Below are 19,715 nucleotides of genomic sequence, written 5' to 3'. Positions count from 1 at the left end.
TTGTACAAATAGCATAACGAAAAAAAAGAGTCGCTATTACTTCATATGCGTCAATCTTGCTAAATAGTCGTAATGTTCGCCCTCCATTACAAGCTTACATGTTAAATTACTATAATTTGCTGCTCTTTGTAAGGTGTTGTAGTCTACATATAACCAAGGGAAAGATGCACTTTTTTCCTTTTTATATTCCATTTCAAAGCTTACTTCGCCATAGTAATTAACGTTATCAGGTATCCAATATCCACCATCTTCGTCATCTTCGAACATGTAAATAATATCGCTGGAATCTAACAGAATTTGTCCGCCCTCATTTAAAAGCGATTTTAATTTGGAGAAAAACGGTTCCAATCCGGCTAGTGTTCCTGCCAAGCCAACGCCGTTCATTAAAATTAGAATGGTATCGAATTGCTCACCTTCGTAATTAAGTAGTTCGCAGTGTGTAGTGTTTTTGAGTCCGCGTAATTTACTGACTTCAATAGCACCTTTTGATGCATCTAAACCAGTGACTAAAAGACCTTTTTCTTGTAAATACAGCCCATGGCTGCCAGCACCACAACCAACATCTAACACGTTGCCTTTACATAGTTGTAAAGCCTTTTGCTCAAGCTCAGGCATTTCTTTAAAACCCCTGAACATATAAGGCAGCGGTAAAATATCATCTTCGAGTAGCGATGAATATGTGGTAATATCTTCAGTGTAGTTACCGTTCTGATAATCTAAAAGTGCCGTACCTAAAATGTCCTTGTTCAAAATTCTTGTATTTCTAGTTACAAAAGTCTCGCTTTTTGGTACTACTTCGCTAGTTTTGAAGAATTAATTTTGCACATGGAAGAGGTTTTACCAGAATTGCCGCAAAAGGCAAAAGAAAAACATAACGAGAATAAAAAGTTCTTTGTCAAGCTACGAAAGAAGCCGCCGAAGAATCTGGACTATATCATGCAAGAACTTCATGAGGCGGAATTTGAGCGTACCGATTGTTTAACCTGCGCCAATTGTTGTAAAACTACCGGACCACTTTTTACCAATGCAGATGTGGAGCGTATTGCAAAATCGTTTCGAATGAAACCTCAGAAATTCATCGAAACCTATTTACGGGTCGATGAGGAGAATGATTTTGTACTGCAACAAACGCCATGTACTTTTTTAGGGTCCGATAACTACTGTTCTATTTATGATGTACGCCCAAAAGCATGTCGGGAGTTTCCGCATACAGATCGAAAGAAGTTTCAGCAAATAAGTAATCTTACCCTAAAGAATGTAGCTATTTGCCCAGCTGCTTTTAATATTGTGGAGGAAATGAAGAAGTTGATTAAGTAAGAAGTTGATTGGAGTAGGTTTGCATTTAAAGAAAATTAATTTGAATTGGTGAAACGGATATCTTTAGTGATGGTATTTTATTATGCTTAATTATAAAATGACAAAATATCCTAAAGTATTGGACGAAACAAAAGTTGGAGAATATTCTCCCATCTCATCAGCTGGAAAGATCAGAAAAAACAATTCTCGATTTTTTGTCACCTGATGCCCCTGCTAATAGACTAGATATAATTATGGGTTTGGTCTAAAATTAAAATTAAAACTAAAATGAGTAAAATTGACGAGAAATTTTATGATAGAGCTGATCAACATATAAATCTTTCAAATAGTCAGGTGAAAGGCAATGTTAATGTGGGTGAAGTAAGTGCTTCAATGATGTTTGGTCTGTCTAGATTTAACGCATTTATGAGTGCAATTGGATGCAAAGACGCCATAGAGCTGGAAAATGCTAAAGAAAAAAATATTAAATATTTTACTACTCAATATGAAAAAATGTTGAGAGAAAACGTACAAGATTATATTGATAATTTTGAAAAATATATGAAATAAACTAAGTACTACACGGTTATAAAGTATAGATAATAAGTGCAAAATCTAGAGCCTTTTTGTATGCCACGATTTTATACGCTTGGTCAATGTCATTTAAGAGAAAAACAAAAGTAATTTATATTGCAAGTTGAAATAAATAATCCAAGAGTAAAATGTTACAAATGTATGCGTCCGTCGAGTACCTGTATTTGTAAGCATATTAGTACCGTCAAAACCAATACGCGTTTCATTATTTTGATGCACCCAAAAGAGTACAAGAAAGAAAAAAATGGAACTGGGTGCATGACGAATCTTCAGCTTGAAAATTCAGAAATTATTGTTGGTGTCGATTTTAATAATAATGAGCGCGTCAATGAAATATTGAACGATGAGAAAAGTAGTTCTTTCTTACTCTATCCTGGTAAAGACAGTTTTAACCTATCTCAGAGAAATGGTTCAGAAATGGAGGCTTTTCTGGGTAATGCTGCTAATATTTTCATTCTCGATGGTACATGGCCCTGCGCTCGTAAAATGCTAAAGCTAAGTACGAACTTGCAAAAATTGAATAGAGTAAGTTTTGATAATAGTATAGAATCAAAATTCATAATCAAGCAGCAGCCAGAGGCGCTTTGCCTTAGTACTATCGAGTCGGTTTATACAGTTTTAAATTTATTGAAGAAAGGTGGGGTAGAACAATGTGATACTTCGGACTTCCTAGTCCCGTTTGAAAAGATGATCGAACATCAACTCGACTATATTCTAAATCCGCATAATAAAAACTATAACGAAACTGCGAACAGAGATATTGGTCCGAAGACGATGTATAAAAATAATAAGGAGAGAAATGTTGTTTTTGAGTTGGAATAGATAGTATTGTTTAACTTAATAAGATAACATCTAGAATGGTGAAAACGCTTAAAGGTGTTTTATAAAGGTGTTTGTATATATCATGATTTGGTTTTCTTCTTGCAATATGTTGGAAGAGAAAAAGTTAATAAATAAATAGTTCTTCAGTATAGGTTTAAAAGAGGTAATTCCATTGCCTTATAATATTTATCATACTGAATCGAAACTATTATATATACTTTGAATTCATTAAATATAAGTTATGATAAACCTTACCATTAATTTAAACGCAAAGTTACAACCAATGCATCGCCATGATTTAGAAGATGTATTGCAAGAAACTCTTGAAAAACTTGATTTTAAAGCTGAAGCTGTAGGTGGCGGTACCTCACAACAGCCTAATGGAGAAATCGCATCTTGTGATATTGAATTAAGTATTTCAGACGATTCTGATGATAATATTAATCAGATAATAGGAATTATGGAGGCGATGTTAGCGCCTGTGGGTTCAAAACTTATTATTTATCCGGAAGATGAGAATTCAGAAGCCAAAACAATTCCTTTTGGAAAACATGAAGGTTTAGGTTTATATCTAAGTAATGAATTGGAAGATGATGTTTATAAAAACGGTGATGTAAATTATATTTATCAGGAGATTGAACGTCTGCTTGGAAATTTTAAAACAGGACAAATTGCTAGTTATTGGGAAGGTGAAGAAACTTCTTTATACTTATATGGCGAAAGCTTTGACGAAATGCATAATCGAATCAAACCATTACTTAATGAGTATCCATTGTGTGAAAAATGTCGGGTTGTTAGAATTGCATAGAGGATAATCTACATGATATTTACAGTGTCTTATATTCTTTTTCCAAGAGAAGATAATTAACTATTGTTGCGATTGAAAATACTATTTCAAGCCTTGTATTTTTGAAACAAGATTTTTAAAAAGTACAACTCTCAGTTATAAAATCAACAAAAGTTTATTATATTGGGTGATTAGTTGCGAATTTGTTATAATTCACATTCTTTATTGATGATACAATAATTAGGTATTAGAATATTTTTTCGCGGCTCATAACTTAAACGACTCCCTCATTTAATGGAACAAATCATAACTTATTTCGAATCAATCCCTGCAGCCCACAGATCACTTATTTTAGTTGGAGGAATTACTTTTTTTTGGATACTAGAAGGTATTGTACCCTTATTTAATGGTAGCTATAACAAATGGAAACATTCGCTGCCTAATTTCTTTTTTACATTGACCACTATAGTTATCAACTTTCCACTAGCATTTTTATTATTAAAAACTTCTGATTGGGCAGTTGCCAATGAATTCGGAATTATTAATTGGTTACCAGAAATGCCTTTGTGGGCGTATGTATTTTTAGGTGTTGCTTTATTAGATTTAATAGGAGCCTATTTGGCCCATCTGGTAGAGCATCGTGTAAAACCACTGTGGATGGTACATTTGGTGCATCATACGGATCATAATGTAGATACGACTACTGCGAATAGACACCACCCTTTAGAGAGTTTAATTCGATATATTTTTACTTTGGTGGGGGTTTTTGTAGTTGGTGCTCCTGTAGGTATAATTATGTTGTACCAAAGTCTTTCGGTAGTATTGTCTCAATTTAATCATGCCAACATTAAATTGCCAAAGAGTGTAGACAAAGCTTTAAGTTGGGTGCTGATTTCACCAGATATGCATAAAGTGCACCATCACTATGTATTGCCATATACAGATAGTAATTACGGAAACATATTTTCTTGGTGGGATCGTTTATTCGGCACCTACATGCATTTAGATAGAGAGAAAATCGTTTATGGTGTGGACACTTTCCCAGATGAGGTTGCAAACGGACAAATTAGCTCGTTGTTGAAATATCCTTTTGTGGGTTATAGAAAACCAACTACAGATGGTAGTGACCTTACAGAAATTGTAAATGAACAGCCTTTAGTAAAGTAGATACTTTGCTCTTATCTTTTTAAACTTTTCAATGTCATCTTGCCAAGTCGCTTTTATTTCGGCATTGGTTGCACCGGCTTCAATTTGTTTTTGAAGTCTATCGTTACCAGCGTGTTTGGTGAATCCGCTAGTTAGAAAGAATTTACTTTTATCTACGCTATTGGTATAGGCGTCAATAATATAATCCATAGTAACCTCGTTCATACGCTCAGCTTTAGATAAGTCTTTACCGTAGCATAATTTTCCTTCTTCCTTTGGGTATTTAGAACCAAAATTTGGCTCTGGAATATAGGTGAAATCATACACCTTTACGTCTAAAAATGAAGCTCCGTAGCGTTGAAACTGAAACTCCGTTCCACGACCGGCATTAATATTAGTGCCTTCAAACATTCCTAAACTAGGGTATAGCGTAATAGAAGTGTCATTTGGTAAATTAGGAGAAGGTCTAATTGGTAAACTATAGAAACTTTCATATGTCCAGTTTTCTAAAGGTATCACAGTTAAGTCGGCTTTCTTATCACCTTCTAACCAATTCTCTTCATTGATCATGTTTGCATATTCACCAATGGTCATTCCGTACACTAACGGAATTTCAGTCATCCCTAGAAAAGAGGTGTTTGCAGCTTCCATAGTCGGACCATCTACATAATGACCGTTCGGGTTAGGGCGGTCCAAAACTAAAACAGGAATTCCTTTTTCCGCACAAGCTTCCATCACCAATTGCATGGTAGATATATAGGTATAAAAACGAACGCCTACATCTTGTATATCGAATACAACTAAATCTACACCTTCTAATTGCTCTTGACTTGGTTTTCTGTTTTTACCATGTAATGATATTAAATCCAGTCCTGTTTTAATGTCCTTACTATTGTTTACGTGCTCACCTGCATCAAAATTCCCTCTAAATCCGTGTTCTGGGGCAAATACGTGTTTAATATCTACATTTAAAGAAAGAAGACTATCTACCAAATGTGTATGTCCTTCTGGTTTGAAAATAACACTGGTCTGGTTAGCTACAACAGCTATTTTTTTTCCTTTTAAAAGCGGAATATATGCCTCTGTACGATTAGCAGCGACTACAATTTTTTTTGCTTCTTGTTCTATTTGAGGTTCATCGGTTGGTGATGTGGTAATGGCTTGCTCTTTGGTTTCGTTTCCGCAGGTAGCCAATACCAAAAACCATAATAAAACTGTACTTTTGAAATTGGATAAAAATAACATCATTTGAATCTAGAATATTTTATCGCCAAACGGCTTATAAAGGGTAAGGAGCATAAAATTAGCATATCTGCACCAATAATAAAAATAGCCATTGCAGCAATTGCAATAGGGGTTATCATGATGTTGGTCGCCATTGCTACAGGCGGTGGTTTAAAAGAGAAAATTCGGGAAAAAGTAACAGCTTTCAACGGTCACGTTCAAATCTATAATTACGACAATAATAATTCGGAAGTTTCTGTTGTGCCGGTGAGTACGGAGCAAGAGTTTTATCCGGACTTCAATATGGTAGATGGTATTGTGCATATACAAGCTGTGGCTACTAAGGCTGGTATTATCCGTACTGAAGAAACCTTTGAAGGTATTATAGCCAAGGGTGTCGGCAAAGAATATAATTGGGAACCGTTCGATGAGTTTTTGATTGAAGGTGTTTTACCTGATTATTCAGGAGAGCTAAATTCTGATGTGCTTATTTCAAGAATAATGGCAAATCGGTTGAACTTAAAAGTGGGAGATTCTTTCTTTACCTTTTTCTTGCGGGATGATGCAGCCGATAAAATACCCAACCAGAGAAAGTTTACCATTACCGGAATTTACGATAGCGGATTTGAAGAAATTGACGGACTCTATATTTTTACAGACATACGCCATATACAGCGCATGAATAAATGGAAAGATACCGAAGTGGGTAATTTTGAAATCTTCCTAAATAGTTTTGATGATATTGATCAAAAAGCGAATGAAATCTATGGTGAAACAGTAGCCAGTTTAGATACCAAAACTATAAAAGACAAGTACTATAAAATATTTGAATGGATAGGCTTGTTCGATTTTAATATCGCACTCATTATAGGTATCATGATCATTGTTGGTGGTATAAATATGATTACCGCATTATTGGTTTTAATATTAGAACGTACGCCAATGATCGGTATTCTAAAAGCGTTGGGCAGTAACAATTGGAGTATTAGAAAGGTGTTTTTGTATAATGCAGCCTACCTTATTGCAGTTGGGTTGTTCTGGGGTAATCTTATTGGTCTGGGTGTTATTTTTATACAAGATAAGTTTCGTGTGTTCAAATTTCCGAATCCGAAAGAATACTACATTGAGTACATACCTGTAAGTATAGATTTGTGGACCATTCTTCTTTTAAATGCGGGAGTATTGCTTCTTTGTTTATTGATGCTTTTGATCCCATCATACATTATTACAAGAATAACACCGGTAAAAGCTATTCGGTTTGAGTAATTTTTTTCAATAGCTTATTTCGGAATTAATCTTCGATTAGACCCCTTTTTGGTAAATTTGATGTAAAACAGACCACATGCATCAAAAACTACTACTTACCCTAATTGCTGTGTTTTTATTGACAGGTGTCAATGCACAGAAACTTTCAAAGAACGAGAAGAAGGTTGTAAAAGCTATCGAGCAAAATAATGCCGAGGCAATTTCATTTTTAGAAAAAGTCGTAAACATTAATAGCGGAACCTTAAATCTTAAAGGTGTTGAAATGGTAGGGCAAGAATTTGCTTCTGCGTTCACAGATATAGGTTTTGAAAGTACTTGGATACCTATGCCCGAAGAAATGAATAGGGCGGGACATTTGTTTGCTGAAATAAAAGGCACCAAAGGAAAGAAGTTATTACTAATTGGTCATCTTGATACGGTTTTTGAAGAAGATAGTCCGTTTCAAACCTTTGAAATGGTGAACGATTCTATCGCACATGCACCAGGTGGTAATGATATGAAGGGTGGCGATGTTATAGTGTTATATGCGCTAAAAGCATTACAACAAAACGGATTGCTAAATGATGCTCAAATTATTGTAGCCTTTACGGGTGATGAAGAAAGTACAGGTAGTCCGTTAGAAAAAAGTAGACACGATTTAATTGAAGCTGCCAAAAGAAGTGACATAGGTTTAGGTTTTGAAAACTCTACTGGTTTCAATTATGCAACCGTTGCCCGTAGAGGTTCTTCTGGTTGGAAAGTTGAAGTAGAGGGTAAGAGAGCACACTCATCTGGTATTTTTAGTGAAGACACAGGTGCAGGGGCGATTTTTGAAATGTCTAGAATATTAAACGGATTTTATACAGATGTAAGAGGAGAAGATTTATTGACCTTTAATCCGGGGACTCTGGTTGGTGGTACTTTTGTGGAATTCGATGAAATGACCAGTAAGGGAACTGTTTTTGGCAAGACTAATGTAGTGGCGCAAAAAGCAGAAGTCCGTGGCGGATTACGTTTTATATCAGAAGAACAAAAAGAACGCGCTCGTGAAAATATGCGAACCATAGTGGCGAATAATTTGCCACATACATCTGCAACAGTAACTTTCAAAGATAGTTACCCGGCAATGCAACCAACAGAAGGTAATAAGGCATTATTGACAAAATTGAACAAGGTGAGTTTAGATTTAAAACAAGGTGAAGTTTTGGCATACGACCCGGGTAAAAGAGGTGCGGCAGATACTTCTTTTGTGGCGGAGTATGTAGATTGCTTAGACGGATTGGGTACTATGGGTAATGCAGCTCACACTCCCGAAGAAACAGTGAATTTGAATACTATTGAAGCATTAACGAAAAGAACAGCATTATTAATTTATAGATTGATAAATGAGTAATATAACAACATTAAAAGTAGGTGAACAACAAGTGACAATTGAAGCGGGAGAATTGGTAGGCTACCAAGTTTCTGGTTATGAATTTATGCACCAAAAAGGAAACCCTGGGTGGCGTAGTGTAGATACTGAAATGTTCCCGTTGATCGGCCCAACAAATGAGGCAGATTTTAAAGTGAAAACTCCTAAAGGTTTTGCCACTCAAGATCAGCACGGTTTGCTTCGTGAAATGAAATATAAGTTGATGGAAAGCTCAGCAAGTAAAGCTGTATTCTCTAAAAAATATGCAGCATATACAGCCGTTTTAAATTCAAAATACCCAAAAAAATCTACCGCAGAGAAATTGAGCTGGCCTTATGATTTTGAGTTTGTAAAGTCGTTTGAATTAAAAGACAATTCCTTGGTGGTTACATTTTCAATTTCTGGTGAAGAGGGCATGCCTTTTATGTTGGGCTATCACCCTGCATTTATGTTGCATAGCAATAATGCTATTATTTCTACCGGAGAACAAAACATTACCATACCAGAGGTGATGGAAGTTGGTAGTAGGGCATTACAAGTGCCAAATACCGATGTTATTACTTTACAAGATGAGAAATCGCTACAAATAACATCCGAAGGTTTTAGTCATTTTATGCTTTGGACAGAGGTACCGAATATGGTCTGTATAGAGCCCATAACATTCTATCCGTATGCTGTGGAACAAGATGATTTAGCTGAAGGCTTTATGGTATTAAAGGATGAGTCTGCAATTTTTGCTGTAGCGTTAAAACCGGTATAGTTTAAAATTCATCACTAAAAGTAGTGTATGTGCTATGATGTAAAAACCAGCTTAGAGGCGCAGTTAAAAAGGGCAAAGAGAAGTCAAGATTTAAAGGCGATTGAAGAAATCGTTGAAAAATTGGGGCCGTTGACAGATTTACCGCTTCACCATGCATCGGGGTTTTCGCATCCTGAGGTTTTAATCTATACAAACGAAGACCCGTTTTACCCTATGGTAGCTACTTGGGGTCTTATTCCGCATTGGGTAAATAGTGTTGAACAACAAAAGAAAATTTGGAACAGTACCTTGAACGCTCGGGTCGAAACCATTTTTGACAAACCTTCTTTTAGAGATGCTGCTAATGAAAAACGCTGTATTTTTTATGTAGACGGATTTTACGAGCATCACCATTTTAATAATAATACCTATCCGTTTTTCATCCATCGAAAAAATAATGAACCATTAGCATTGGCTGCTTTATGGTCTGAGTGGATACATCCTGAGCATGGTGGAATCATAAATTCATTCTCAATTGTAACCACAAAAGGTAATGGTATGATGGCTAAAATTCATAACAACCCAAAATTGAAAGAACCTCGTATGCCTTTAATGCTTTCTGAAGATTTGGAGCAGCAGTGGCTAACTTCATCCGCAGATTTTCAAAAGGAATTAAAAGGGCTGCTAAGCTCTAATAACAATATAGCATTGCAAGCGCATACCGTAGGCAAACTTCGTGGTAAAAGCTATAAAGGAAATATAGAATCAGTTACGCAAGAAGTAGTATACAATGAGCTTGAACCGGAAGAACTTGATTTCTAGGTTATGGCATATAGTGAGTATTTGGCAGATAGGGTAAGACCAAGGTTAAAAGGAAAAGGCCTGATTGAAGAGAAGAAAATGATGGGTGGTCTCACATTCATGGTCAATGGTAAAATGTGTTTGGGCATCATGTTCGATAAGAAAACCGAAGAAGATAAATTAATGGTCAGGGTGTGTAAATTAAATTATGAAGAACTACTAAATAAACCTGGTAGCAGACCAATGGACTTTACGGGCAAACCCTTGCGCGGTTTTCTATTCGTTGGTCCAGATGGATTTGATGCTGAAGATGATCTTGATTTTTGGGTAGATAAAGCTTTGGAATTTAATAGGCTTTTGAATGCCTAATGTTATCGTTTTAATTTGGCATTAGTGCCCTCTGAATTGATTAAATTTACAAAGTGAAAAACATTTTCCCTTTTTTGGAATGGGTTTCAACCTATAAAAAAGCTTACTTCATAAAAGATTTGTTGGCTGGTCTTACCGTGGGTATCGTATTGGTACCACAAGGTATGGCGTATGCTATGATTGCTGGACTTCCACCGGTTCATGGGCTGTATGCCTCTCTGTTGCCTATACTTACATATGCCTTATTGGGTACCTCAAGAAAAATAGCCGTTGGTCCTGTTGCTATGGATTCACTTTTGGTAGCTGTAGGATTAGGAACTTTGGCAATTACAGGAGTAGAAAACTATATTACAATGGTTGTTTTGCTCACCTTAATGGTTGGTGCAATTCAGTTTATTCTAGGGGTGCTTCGTATGGGTTTTCTAGTTAATTTTCTTTCCAAACCTGTTATTAGTGGATTTACCTCTGCTGCAGCAATAATAATAGTGCTTAGTCAGCTGAAGCATTTATTGGGTGTTTCCGTGGCAGGAAGTAATAAAATCTATGAGACCATATTTAATATCTTTTATAAACTAGGCGATATCAATTGGGTAGACTTTAGTATTGGTTTGGTTGGTATTGTTCTTCTTTTAGGTTTTAAAAAGTGGAATAAAAATATACCGGGAATTTTAATAATAGTGGTGTTAGGTATATTGGCTGTTTATCTATTTCAATTAGATCTTTACGGCATAAAGCTGGTTGGTGAAGTTACTAGTGGATTCCCATCCTTTGTTATGCCTTCATTTGATGTTGTAGATATGGAAAAATTAGCGCCTATCGCCATTGCTTTGGCATTAGTTGGTTATTTAGAAGCGATTTCTATTGGTAAGGCTATAGAAGATAAAACAGGCGAAGATACTATAGATGCAAATCAAGAATTAATTGCTATTGGTTCTTCAAATATTGTGGGTTCTTTTTTTCAAGGTTATCCGGTAACGGCAAGCTTTTCTAGATCGGCAATTAGCTATGAAGCTGGTACTAAAACCAACTTGTCCGCAATTTTCAGTGTTGTTCTGGTGGTATTGACATTATTGTTTTTAACTCCTTTGTTTCAGTATTTACCCAATGCTATTTTGGCGAGTATCATTATGGTATCCGTAGTAAAACTTATAGATATTGCCTACTTTAAACATTTATGGCTCAACCGTAAAGATGAGTTTTTTGTTATGTTGATTACATTTCTGATTACGCTGTTTGTGGGGATTACGCAAGGAATTTTAATCGGGGTTTTGTGTTCTTTATTGTTGATGGTATATAGAACATCTAAACCGCACTTTGTGGAGATTGGTAATATCGGTAATTCCGACTATTACAAAAATGTAATTCGTTTTGCAGATGAGGTGGTAGTGCGTGATGATCTATTAATAGTTCGATTTGATTCGCAATTGTACTTTGGTAATTCAGCGTATTTTAAAAAGCAGTTATTAAAGCATATCAAAGCAAAGGGGCCTCAGTTAAAAGGAATAATTCTGAATGCAGAATCTATAAATTATATAGATGCTACCGCGGCAGATATGCTATCGAAGTTAATACATGATATTCGTGAAAGAGGACTTCAATTTTTTATTGCAGGAGCAATAGGACCCACACGAGATATCATTTTTAATACGGGTATAATCAAAGAATTGCAGCGAGAGTTTTTATTCGTAAAAACGAAAGAAGCCGTTGATTTTTTCGAGAATCCAAATGAAATTTCATTATTGGCTGCAAAAGTAGCTTATGAAAATAGCAGAATGGCTAGAGCGAAAAGAAGCCTAAAATAAATAAATCCGTACCTTAAAGGTTAAGAGATATTTTAAAAATAAAAAAGTGTAGAATGAATATAGAACAGATATATACTGGTTGTTTGGCTCAAGGAGCATATTATATTGAGAGTGATGGTGAAGTAGCTATTATTGATCCATTGCGTGAGGTGAGTCCGTATGTGAAAAGAGCCGAAAATGATAATGCAAAAATCAAGTATATTTTTGAAACACATTTCCATGCAGATTTTGTTAGCGGTCATGTAACCTTATCAAAGGAAACTGGTGCGCCTATAATTTACGGTCCTACCGCAAACCCTTCTTTTAATGCTATTATTGCCGAAGACGGACAAGAATTTAAATTGGGTAAGATTACGTTCAAGGTGTTGCATACACCAGGGCATACTATGGAGAGTACTACCTATTTGTTGCGAGATGAAAATGGTAAAGACCATGCGATTTTTTCTGGGGACACCTTGTTTTTGGGAGATGTAGGAAGACCAGATCTAGCACAGAAATCTGCAGACATGACACAAGAGCAATTAGCAGGTACGCTGTTTGATAGTTTACGAACTAAAATTATGCCGTTGGCAGATGGTGTTATTGTATATCCTGCGCACGGAGCAGGTTCTGCATGTGGTAAGAATATGATGAAGGAAACAGTGGATACCTTGGGAAATCAGAAGAATATGAATTATGCCTTAAGGGCAGATATGACCAAAGAAGAATTTGTAAAAGAAGTAACCGATGGGTTGTTGCCACCGCCTAAATATTTTCCTTTGAACGTAAAGATGAATAAGGAAGGTTATGAAGATATTGGTGATGTGCTTGATCGTGGTAATGTTGAGTTATCACCCAATGAGTTTGAAAAAGCAGCGAACGATACGGAAGCTTTGGTGTTGGATGTAAGACACCAAGACGAATTTGTAAAAGGACATATACCAAGATCCATATTTATCGGACTTAATGGTGATTTTGCTCCGTGGGTGGGTGATTTAATTGCCGATACCAAACAACCTTTGTTATTGGTGATACCTGAAGGTAAGGAAGAAGAAGCAATCACCAGATTATCGCGTGTAGGTTTTGATTCTGCTATTGGATATTTAAAAGGTGGAATTGAAGCTTGGAAAGCGGCAGGTAAAGAAATAGACCAAATAACCTCAATTACTTCATCAGAAGCTAAAGACCTAATCGATAAAGGCAATGTCGGTATTTTTGATGTTCGTAAAGATGGGGAATACCTAAGTGAACATTTGGTAGGTGCTGTTCATACACCGTTGAGCGAACTGAACAAGCATTTATCTGAATTTCCTGAGAAGGGAGAATTTTTAGTGCATTGTGCTGGCGGATACCGTTCTGTTATAGCATCGTCTATTTTAAAGAGTCGCGGCATCCATAATCTTATTGATGTAAAAGGCGGATACGGAGCACTGAAAAATGAAGATTTAGAGAAGACAGATTATGTCTGTCCGACCACTTTATAAGTAGTTGTAATACTGAGCTTATAATGCAAATACGGCAGTAGGATTATTTCTTACATAGCTTTCAACAATACGCTGGGTTTCCAGCGTATTTTTTTGTGGCGTAATGAACATTTCAAGATCTTCAATTTGTGCTATGGTAACATCGGTAGGCGCGAAGCCGTAACCGGCATAATTATTTTCTCTGATAACTACAAATCCGTTTTCATCCATAGTTCTGCCGTTGGTTTTGATAACCAGCGTTGCTTCTACATCTTTTATGCTTTGTAAGGCTTCTTGTACCCGTTGGTTGTATGCCGCTACCATATCTAAATCAGAACAAATACCTATGCATTGTTTGATTTTGTAATGCGAGCATACAGCTACATTTTCTTGTAGATGACAATACTTAGGGCAAAGTTCAAAAGTACTGCACAGGGTTTCTAAAAACTGTCTGGCTTCGGTCGGACTATAACAAATAGCAACAGGATTCGGAGTCATCTTAATTTTATTGAACGCAAGATGTATAATGCCGTTTCGGTCTTCGTAAGTAAAAATGCCGTATTGTTGAATCGATCTTTTCTGAGCACTGTTGTATTTAGGGTAGTGGTGTTTAATCTCAGCAGATTCTTTCAGTAGGGCAATCAGTTCATTACCAGTTTCCTCAAAATCTAATGATGTAGTTTCTGCACAGAGCGTAATTTCTTTTGTTTTTTTGTCATAAAAATGACCAAGTACTCTTTTCTTAATATTTTTGGCTTTACCAACATAGATAATTTTACCCTTACTGTCTTTAAAGTAATATACACCAGCAGTAGTCGGTAGTTTTAAATATTCTTCTTTTGGTAATCCAGGTGGTAAAGTAGCTTCTTGAGATTTTGAATTCAAGAATTGTTTGAAAACAGTATCGGCATTTTCGGCTCTCAGTAATTTATGGAATAAAAGTACCGTGGCATGGGCATCACCTCTTGCGCGGTGTCTATCGGTTAAAGGAATACCTAAGGCAGCCGTTAATTTACCTAAGCTGTACGAATTGTAGCCAGGTAATAATTTTCTTGATAAACGAACGGTACATAGTTTCTTTCTAGAGAAGTCATGACCTAATAATTTAAACTCGTTTTTGATGACGTTATAATCGAAATTGACACTATGCGCCACAAAAATGGTGTCTTTGGTAATTTCTACAATCTGCGGAATCAGTTCTTCTAATAACGGAGCATTTCGTACCATGTCATCGTCAATACCAGTGAGTCCGGTAATATAAGCAGGTATCGCACATTCCGGATTCACCAACGAGGTAAACTCATCAACAACCTCGTGACCATCATATTTGAAAATGGAAATTTCGGTAATACGATTACCCTTTATACCGTTTCCGGTAGTTTCTATGTCAATTATCGTGTACAAAAAGAGAAGAATGTATTTAGTACTGCAAAGTTAGTAGAAAATGCATTAATAAAGGTGCATCTCTAATAGGTTTAGCATTAGGCTAAAATGTAAATGTGTACAAGGTTACTTGAACGTATCTGTGAACAAGTGTTGCGTGTATCCACTTTTGATTCCTAGTAAGATAAAGTGGTTCCTAAAGTGTAAAGATTGTGGTGTACAAAAATAGCTAAATAAGATTTCTAGCTTTTAATTCAATTTGAAATAGATTGGTGTTAATAGAAGGTGAACAAGCGGTATAAAAAACGGTGCCTATTTCTTATTTCTATTTTACACTCACATTATCAATAACCGCTACCCCAAAATTGTTGCTGTCGGTGGTATTGTTTGATATTACTTTTTCAGCGTTATCTCGTACTACGTATTCTGAAACTAGGTCATAATCTTTCCCGCAAGAAGATAAACTTAATAGAAAAATAATGGCTGCTACAGGGACGAAAAAGGTTTTGGTAGGGTATAATTTCATGTAATTGGTGGTAAAAATTATCTCGCTATTTTATTAGCGCATTTCGAAAATATTTAAACTTTATTCATTAACGACGAAAAGTTGGTTTTATTCGATGAAATGCACATAAATATTATTAACACCTATTGTTGATAATATAAATGCCACATAATATAAGTGTATTGACTTATATTGTATATAAGATAGTGTTGAATTTTTTATGAAATAAATAATAAATCAAGCCCTTCATTTTCCTTGTTTCTCTATTTCCCCCGATTTCGATCAACAATTTCCATGAAGGGCTTGGTCTAAAAAATGTTAAATGTTTTAAAAGCATCGGTCTTTTTACCATGAGCGTATTTATAATGTAGCTTAATAATCAATAGAAGTTCAGATTCGGTAAGTTCATAGCTTGTCTTCAACGATTTTATTTTTCGTTCGCCCAACTTTGCCAAAATTTGTAATTCTTCTTTTTGCCTTTGCATATTTCTTAATTTAAATCTGCCCTCTTGTGGGGAGGACAGATTTTTTACAACAAACAATTCACTTTACTTTACTTGCCATAGTATATGTTGGTTAAAAATAGAAGTAGGCGTACATCTAAACAATACCCAATAACGGGTATATTATAAATGATAAAGTTAAGAGGGCTATTTTTACTTGTTAGGGAATGAGGAATGGTTGATTACAATATAGACTAGACGGAGTGCAAAGAATTTAAACTTACCTTGATGTTTAGGTAAACTTCAACTTAATAAATGAATGCATCTTTGTATCGAGTTTAGAGTACGTTTTGAGTTAGTAGAACTACCGATGCATCCTCATATGTGTGTCGGTTTTTTTATGCTCGAAATTAGAGGAGAAGTAAAGTGGTGTTTTGCGTGTAAATTAAAGTTGAACTCTAATCTCATTGATTTTAAAAACCTGAGTTCTAAGAAGGTTCTGAAAGATCTGAACTATTTTTTCTTGATTTTTTTCAGGTATGCGACCGCCAATAATCCAGTTTTTCTTAACGAACTTGGTACTTTCTAAATTAAACTCAGACTTCAAGAGAAGTAGCGCTTCATCGCGAGTTTCGTCGTTCATTTTACTGAACATTTGTCTTATATTTTCGGTCATGGTTGGTTTTGGTAGAATCCAAAAATAAATAAAAAAGTGTTTCAAATAGGTAATTTATTGAAATAGATATGAGCATGTTGATAACAATGTAATTCACATTTGTTTTAAAGCTATATTTTGGTTGGTTTTAAATAGTTATTAAGAATCTGTAAATAAGAAAGTACATATATAGTATTAGCTATAGTTAACTAATGAGCTGAATTCACAATCTTGTTTTTTTATATTTAAGTTGATTTTTGAGTAGTATTGTATAAAAGCAAGTTGAACGTTTTTTTTTAATGCAAATGGAGGTGCTCCTTATTTGGTGTAATTAAATAAGATTTTCATTCGATAATTAAAAACTAGCGTATTCTTTCATCAATTATTTTCTTATCATATTAAGATTAGATGCATCATTTCTTCGAAATCCCGTTGTGTTGGTTTTTGGTTTCTATGAATTATCGGTAATAAATAGCTGGTAATGAGTTTGTTTCATGTTTCAGGATAAGTTTTTATATACTTAAAATTGACCTTTATGTGATAAATACCATTTTTTTGTAAAATTATTTTGTAAGTTTTATCTTGTTAAAATTATTATAACGTATATTTATTATATAAAGTAGTATCAAAAAAATAATTGCTATGAAAATCGACACAGTTTGTATTATAGACGACGACCCCATTTGTGTTTATGGCACTAAAATTCTTTTGAATCACAATAACTTTGTGAGTGCTAATATTCTGGTTTATGAAGATGGTTATGAGGCTTTAAATAGTTTAACAACGCTTCTGAAAAACGGACAGAAAATGCCCGATATTATCTTATTAGATTTAAATATGCCAGTAATGAACGGTTGGGAGTTTTTAGATAAATTTCAAAAACTAACTTTTAGTAACATACCAAAGGTATATATTGTGAGTTCGCATTTTGATGCAATAGAAATTGAAAAAGGTAGAAGTTATGAAATGGTTCGTGATTTTATCTCAAAACCCCTAATTGCTAAAAACCTTACTGATATCATATCTATGGGTAAAATTGCATCATAAAAATTCTAACCTAGAGGGTGTAACGAAAAAAACCACCCTAAAGGTGGTTTTTATTTGTGGAGCCGGAGGATTACCTTACGGTGTTCCCAAAAGCTTCCGTTTTGCAAATACAACTGTCAAGGCTAAAAAAAGCCTTGGTGTATAAAAACAAAAATCCCAAACAAGTGAACTTGATGGGATTTTTTATTTTCATCCACAATACAGTTGTGGGTGATCGTGGAGCCGGAGGGATTCGAACCCTCGTCCAAACAAGCAATTAAAATGCTTTCTACATGCTTAGAATCTGATTAATTTTCGATGCGTACCTGACCAGAAACCGCCCAATACACACTTATCTTCTTAAGATTTTGGTGGTGTCGCCAAAGTGAGCGGACACCCTTATGTTGACTTTTCTGGTGCTCCTATAAGAATCGCCATCAACAAGGGCTATTCAGGAACATCTCGCTTCCCTACCTGGTAGGGACGAGGCTAATCTTACTATAATTCAGATTAAGCGGCAAGAGCGTAATTATTTTCGCCAATTAAAAGTGTGAAAAATGAGATTAACGAGCTGTTTCCCAGCGCTCGACATGCTTACATTCCAACTGGTCTCGCTGTCAAAACCGGTCGGCCCCAATATGTAAAAGAACTTCCTAATCTAAATAATAGCTGCGTCGATTCAATCGAATTTAACTATTAAATAGTGGGCAGCAAAGCTAACAAAACTTTACGATCCCATATAATTTTTATTTTGACCGAAGCCAAGTGTTTCTAATTGTATAATTTAGTGCAATATTTATACCAAACCCATATGAAGTTCGGAATCATCAGAGAACGTAAGAATCCGCCAGATAAGCGTGTTGTTCTATCTCCAAAAGCATGTCAAAAAGTCTTAAATACATTTCCTAAGGCTGAAATTATTGTAGAACCTTCGTCTATTAGAGCGTATGCCGATGATGCCTATAAAGCTTTGGGCATATCGGTAGCCGATGAAATGAATAATTGCGAAGTACTATTAGGTGTTAAAGAGGTGCCGATAGATGAGCTAATTCCGAATAAAAAGTACTTTTTCTTTTCACATACCATTAAAAAGCAACCTTATAATAGAGATTTGCTTCAAGCTATATTAGAGAAGAATATTGAAATGTACGACCATGAGGTAATTACCAACAAGCAAGAACAACGTGTTGTTGCCTTTGGTAGATACGCTGGTATTGTGGGTGCCTATAACGGATTTCGTGCATACGGATTCAAATTTGGTTTGTTTCAATTACCAAAAGCCAACGATTTAGAAGATCAAGAGGCTTTAATAAATGAACTAAAAAAATTAAGATTACCTGCAATTAAAGTACTGCTTACCGGTAGAGGTAGGGTTGGTAATGGCGCTAGAGAAATGCTAGACGGCATGGGAATGAGAAGGGTAAATGTTACCGAATACCTAGAAGAGACATTTAATGAGCCTGTATATTGCCAAATTGATGCTGGCGAATATAACAAACGTAAAGACGGAGTCCGTGGTAATAAAGCCGATTTTTTTGCGAACCCAGAAGAATATAAATCTAACTTTTTCAGATTTGCGAAGGTGAGTGATTTCTATATTGCGGGTCATTATTTTGGTCAAGGGTCTCCGTATCTTTTTACCCGTGAAGATGCCAAGCATGAAGATTTTAAAATTCAAGTTGTTGCCGATGTAAGTTGCGATATTGACGGGCCGGTAGCTTCTACTATTCGTCCCTCAACAATTGCAGATCCCATTTACGGATATCACCCAGAATCAGAATCTGAAGCGGATTTTACAAATGCTGATGCGATTGCGGTTATGGCAGTTGATAATTTGCCCTGCGAATTGCCTAGAGATGCAAGTGAAGGTTTTGGTGATGCTTTTATAAAAAATGTTATTCCTGCTTTCTTTAATAACGATAAAGACGGAGTTCTAGAAAGAGCGAGAATGACACAAAATGGGAAGCTGACCGAGCGTTATGCATACTTGCAAGATTATGTTGATGGTAAAGAATAAGGATTGAT

At 35.5% G+C, this 19,715-nt stretch carries 20 protein-coding genes and 1 other RNA gene; 14 read left to right on the top strand and 7 right to left on the bottom strand.

Translation table 11 applies throughout. The annotated features are described in order from the left end of the window. Positions 1-36 precede the first annotated feature (36 nt). The gene (locus tag ACJJVT_RS12350) at positions 37-750 is read right to left on the bottom strand and encodes a class I SAM-dependent methyltransferase (RefSeq protein ID WP_405399068.1); all 714 of its coding nucleotides are present in this window, start codon (positions 748-750) and stop codon (positions 37-39) included. A 75-nt stretch (positions 751-825) separates the two neighbouring features. On the opposite strand from ACJJVT_RS12350, the gene ACJJVT_RS12345 reads away from it, so the two are divergent. The 5 genes from ACJJVT_RS12345 to ACJJVT_RS12325 all read left to right on the top strand — a co-directional run bounded on the left by ACJJVT_RS12345 (position 826) and on the right by ACJJVT_RS12325 (position 4,666). Continuing rightward, complete coding sequence (locus ACJJVT_RS12345; protein ID WP_405399066.1) at positions 826-1,317, top strand: YkgJ family cysteine cluster protein; 492 nt, start codon at positions 826-828, stop codon at positions 1,315-1,317. 267 nt (positions 1,318-1,584) lie between these two features. After that, positions 1,585-1,866: a DUF3144 domain-containing protein gene (locus ACJJVT_RS12340; RefSeq protein ID WP_405399064.1), complete on the top strand. Its 282-nt coding sequence runs from the start codon at positions 1,585-1,587 to the stop codon at positions 1,864-1,866. A gap of 120 nt (positions 1,867-1,986) precedes the next feature. Further along, entirely contained in the window at positions 1,987-2,712 is a 726-nt protein-coding gene (locus ACJJVT_RS12335; RefSeq protein WP_405399063.1) for a tRNA-uridine aminocarboxypropyltransferase, read from the top strand. A gap of 241 nt (positions 2,713-2,953) precedes the next feature. Then, a complete protein-coding gene (locus ACJJVT_RS12330) occupies positions 2,954-3,520 on the top strand; it encodes a hypothetical protein (RefSeq protein WP_405399061.1) in 567 nt (188 codons plus the stop codon). A 273-nt stretch (positions 3,521-3,793) separates the two neighbouring features. Next, positions 3,794-4,666 (top strand): sterol desaturase family protein, encoded by an 873-nt coding sequence (locus tag ACJJVT_RS12325; protein ID WP_405399060.1) that lies wholly within the window; start codon positions 3,794-3,796, stop codon positions 4,664-4,666. Here the strand turns inward: ACJJVT_RS12325 and ACJJVT_RS12320 are convergent. Continuing rightward, positions 4,655-5,890, bottom strand: a complete 1,236-nt coding sequence (locus ACJJVT_RS12320; protein WP_405401039.1) for an exo-beta-N-acetylmuramidase NamZ domain-containing protein — start codon at positions 5,888-5,890, stop codon at positions 4,655-4,657. The two genes, ACJJVT_RS12325 and ACJJVT_RS12320, sit on opposite strands and share 12 nt — an antisense overlap. A gap of 3 nt (positions 5,891-5,893) precedes the next feature. Between ACJJVT_RS12320 and ACJJVT_RS12315 the strand changes: the two genes are divergently transcribed. From ACJJVT_RS12315 to ACJJVT_RS12285, 7 genes are all read left to right on the top strand, one after another. Next, positions 5,894-7,135, top strand: a complete 1,242-nt coding sequence (locus ACJJVT_RS12315) for an ABC transporter permease (RefSeq protein WP_405399059.1) — start codon at positions 5,894-5,896, stop codon at positions 7,133-7,135. A gap of 76 nt (positions 7,136-7,211) precedes the next feature. After that, entirely contained in the window at positions 7,212-8,507 is a 1,296-nt protein-coding gene (locus tag ACJJVT_RS12310; RefSeq protein WP_405399057.1) for a M20/M25/M40 family metallo-hydrolase, read from the top strand. Next, on the top strand, positions 8,500-9,285 hold the full coding sequence (locus tag ACJJVT_RS12305; RefSeq protein WP_405399055.1) for an aldose 1-epimerase: 786 nt from the start codon (positions 8,500-8,502) through the stop codon (positions 9,283-9,285). The genes ACJJVT_RS12310 and ACJJVT_RS12305 overlap by 8 nt, the downstream gene beginning before the upstream one ends. A 27-nt stretch (positions 9,286-9,312) precedes the next feature. Next, complete coding sequence (locus tag ACJJVT_RS12300; RefSeq protein ID WP_405399053.1) at positions 9,313-10,086, top strand: SOS response-associated peptidase; 774 nt, start codon at positions 9,313-9,315, stop codon at positions 10,084-10,086. Between the two features lie 3 nt (positions 10,087-10,089). Next, positions 10,090-10,434: a TfoX/Sxy family protein gene (locus ACJJVT_RS12295; RefSeq protein ID WP_405399051.1), complete on the top strand. Its 345-nt coding sequence runs from the start codon at positions 10,090-10,092 to the stop codon at positions 10,432-10,434. 53 nt (positions 10,435-10,487) lie between these two features. After that, positions 10,488-12,236, top strand: a complete 1,749-nt coding sequence (locus tag ACJJVT_RS12290) for a SulP family inorganic anion transporter (RefSeq protein WP_405399050.1) — start codon at positions 10,488-10,490, stop codon at positions 12,234-12,236. A 53-nt stretch (positions 12,237-12,289) separates the two neighbouring features. Next, entirely contained in the window at positions 12,290-13,699 is a 1,410-nt protein-coding gene (locus tag ACJJVT_RS12285) for a rhodanese-like domain-containing protein (protein WP_405399048.1), read from the top strand. 18 nt (positions 13,700-13,717) lie between these two features. On the opposite strand, the gene ACJJVT_RS12280 is transcribed toward ACJJVT_RS12285, so the two are convergent. From ACJJVT_RS12280 to ACJJVT_RS12265, 4 genes are all read right to left on the bottom strand, one after another. After that, positions 13,718-15,082: an exonuclease domain-containing protein gene (locus ACJJVT_RS12280; protein ID WP_405399047.1), complete on the bottom strand. Its 1,365-nt coding sequence runs from the start codon at positions 15,080-15,082 to the stop codon at positions 13,718-13,720. Positions 15,083-15,386: 304 nt separating this feature from the next. Continuing rightward, entirely contained in the window at positions 15,387-15,587 is a 201-nt protein-coding gene (locus ACJJVT_RS12275; protein ID WP_405399045.1) for a hypothetical protein, read from the bottom strand. Between the two features lie 287 nt (positions 15,588-15,874). Further along, positions 15,875-16,051, bottom strand: a complete 177-nt coding sequence (locus ACJJVT_RS12270) for a hypothetical protein (RefSeq protein WP_405399044.1) — start codon at positions 16,049-16,051, stop codon at positions 15,875-15,877. A 403-nt stretch (positions 16,052-16,454) separates the two neighbouring features. Next, positions 16,455-16,685 carry a hypothetical protein gene (locus ACJJVT_RS12265; RefSeq protein ID WP_073242711.1) on the bottom strand — a complete coding sequence of 77 codons (231 nt, stop codon included), beginning with the start codon at positions 16,683-16,685 and terminating at the stop codon, positions 16,455-16,457. A gap of 621 nt (positions 16,686-17,306) precedes the next feature. Between ACJJVT_RS12265 and ACJJVT_RS12260 the strand changes: the two genes are divergently transcribed. Then, positions 17,307-17,711: a two-component system response regulator gene (locus ACJJVT_RS12260; RefSeq protein ID WP_405399041.1), complete on the top strand. Its 405-nt coding sequence runs from the start codon at positions 17,307-17,309 to the stop codon at positions 17,709-17,711. A 214-nt stretch (positions 17,712-17,925) separates the two neighbouring features. Here ACJJVT_RS12260 and ssrA read toward each other — a convergent pair. Further along, positions 17,926-18,325, bottom strand: a transfer-messenger RNA (tmRNA) gene (gene ssrA / locus ACJJVT_RS12255). A gap of 176 nt (positions 18,326-18,501) precedes the next feature. On the opposite strand from ssrA, the gene ACJJVT_RS12250 reads away from it, so the two are divergent. Then, entirely contained in the window at positions 18,502-19,707 is a 1,206-nt protein-coding gene (locus ACJJVT_RS12250) for an NAD(P)-dependent oxidoreductase (protein ID WP_405399039.1), read from the top strand. Positions 19,708-19,715: the final 8 nt, after the last annotated feature.

Origin of the sequence: Maribacter sp. Asnod2-G09 (genome assembly GCF_045063795.1) — a bacterium.
GTDB lineage: Bacteria > Bacteroidota > Bacteroidia > Flavobacteriales > Flavobacteriaceae > Maribacter.
This window is presented reverse-complemented; position numbering and strand designations above follow the sequence as displayed.

Coding starts and splice junctions, on each gene's coding strand:
- ACJJVT_RS12300 (WP_405399053.1), top strand. CDS start 9,313: ATGTGCTATGATGTAAAAACCAGCTTAGAGGCGCAGTTAAAAAGGGCA.
- ACJJVT_RS12320 (WP_405401039.1), bottom strand. CDS start 5,890: ATGTTATTTTTATCCAATTTCAAAAGTACAGTTTTATTATGGTTTTTG.
- ACJJVT_RS12325 (WP_405399060.1), top strand. CDS start 3,794: ATGGAACAAATCATAACTTATTTCGAATCAATCCCTGCAGCCCACAGA.
- ACJJVT_RS12345 (WP_405399066.1), top strand. CDS start 826: ATGGAAGAGGTTTTACCAGAATTGCCGCAAAAGGCAAAAGAAAAACAT.
- ACJJVT_RS12250 (WP_405399039.1), top strand. CDS start 18,502: ATGAAGTTCGGAATCATCAGAGAACGTAAGAATCCGCCAGATAAGCGT.
- ACJJVT_RS12265 (WP_073242711.1), bottom strand. CDS start 16,685: ATGACCGAAAATATAAGACAAATGTTCAGTAAAATGAACGACGAAACT.
- ACJJVT_RS12260 (WP_405399041.1), top strand. CDS start 17,307: ATGAAAATCGACACAGTTTGTATTATAGACGACGACCCCATTTGTGTT.
- ACJJVT_RS12330 (WP_405399061.1), top strand. CDS start 2,954: ATGATAAACCTTACCATTAATTTAAACGCAAAGTTACAACCAATGCAT.
- ACJJVT_RS12285 (WP_405399048.1), top strand. CDS start 12,290: ATGAATATAGAACAGATATATACTGGTTGTTTGGCTCAAGGAGCATAT.
- ACJJVT_RS12340 (WP_405399064.1), top strand. CDS start 1,585: ATGAGTAAAATTGACGAGAAATTTTATGATAGAGCTGATCAACATATA.
- ACJJVT_RS12310 (WP_405399057.1), top strand. CDS start 7,212: ATGCATCAAAAACTACTACTTACCCTAATTGCTGTGTTTTTATTGACA.
- ACJJVT_RS12305 (WP_405399055.1), top strand. CDS start 8,500: ATGAGTAATATAACAACATTAAAAGTAGGTGAACAACAAGTGACAATT.
- ACJJVT_RS12270 (WP_405399044.1), bottom strand. CDS start 16,051: ATGCAAAGGCAAAAAGAAGAATTACAAATTTTGGCAAAGTTGGGCGAA.
- ACJJVT_RS12295 (WP_405399051.1), top strand. CDS start 10,090: ATGGCATATAGTGAGTATTTGGCAGATAGGGTAAGACCAAGGTTAAAA.
- ACJJVT_RS12275 (WP_405399045.1), bottom strand. CDS start 15,587: ATGAAATTATACCCTACCAAAACCTTTTTCGTCCCTGTAGCAGCCATT.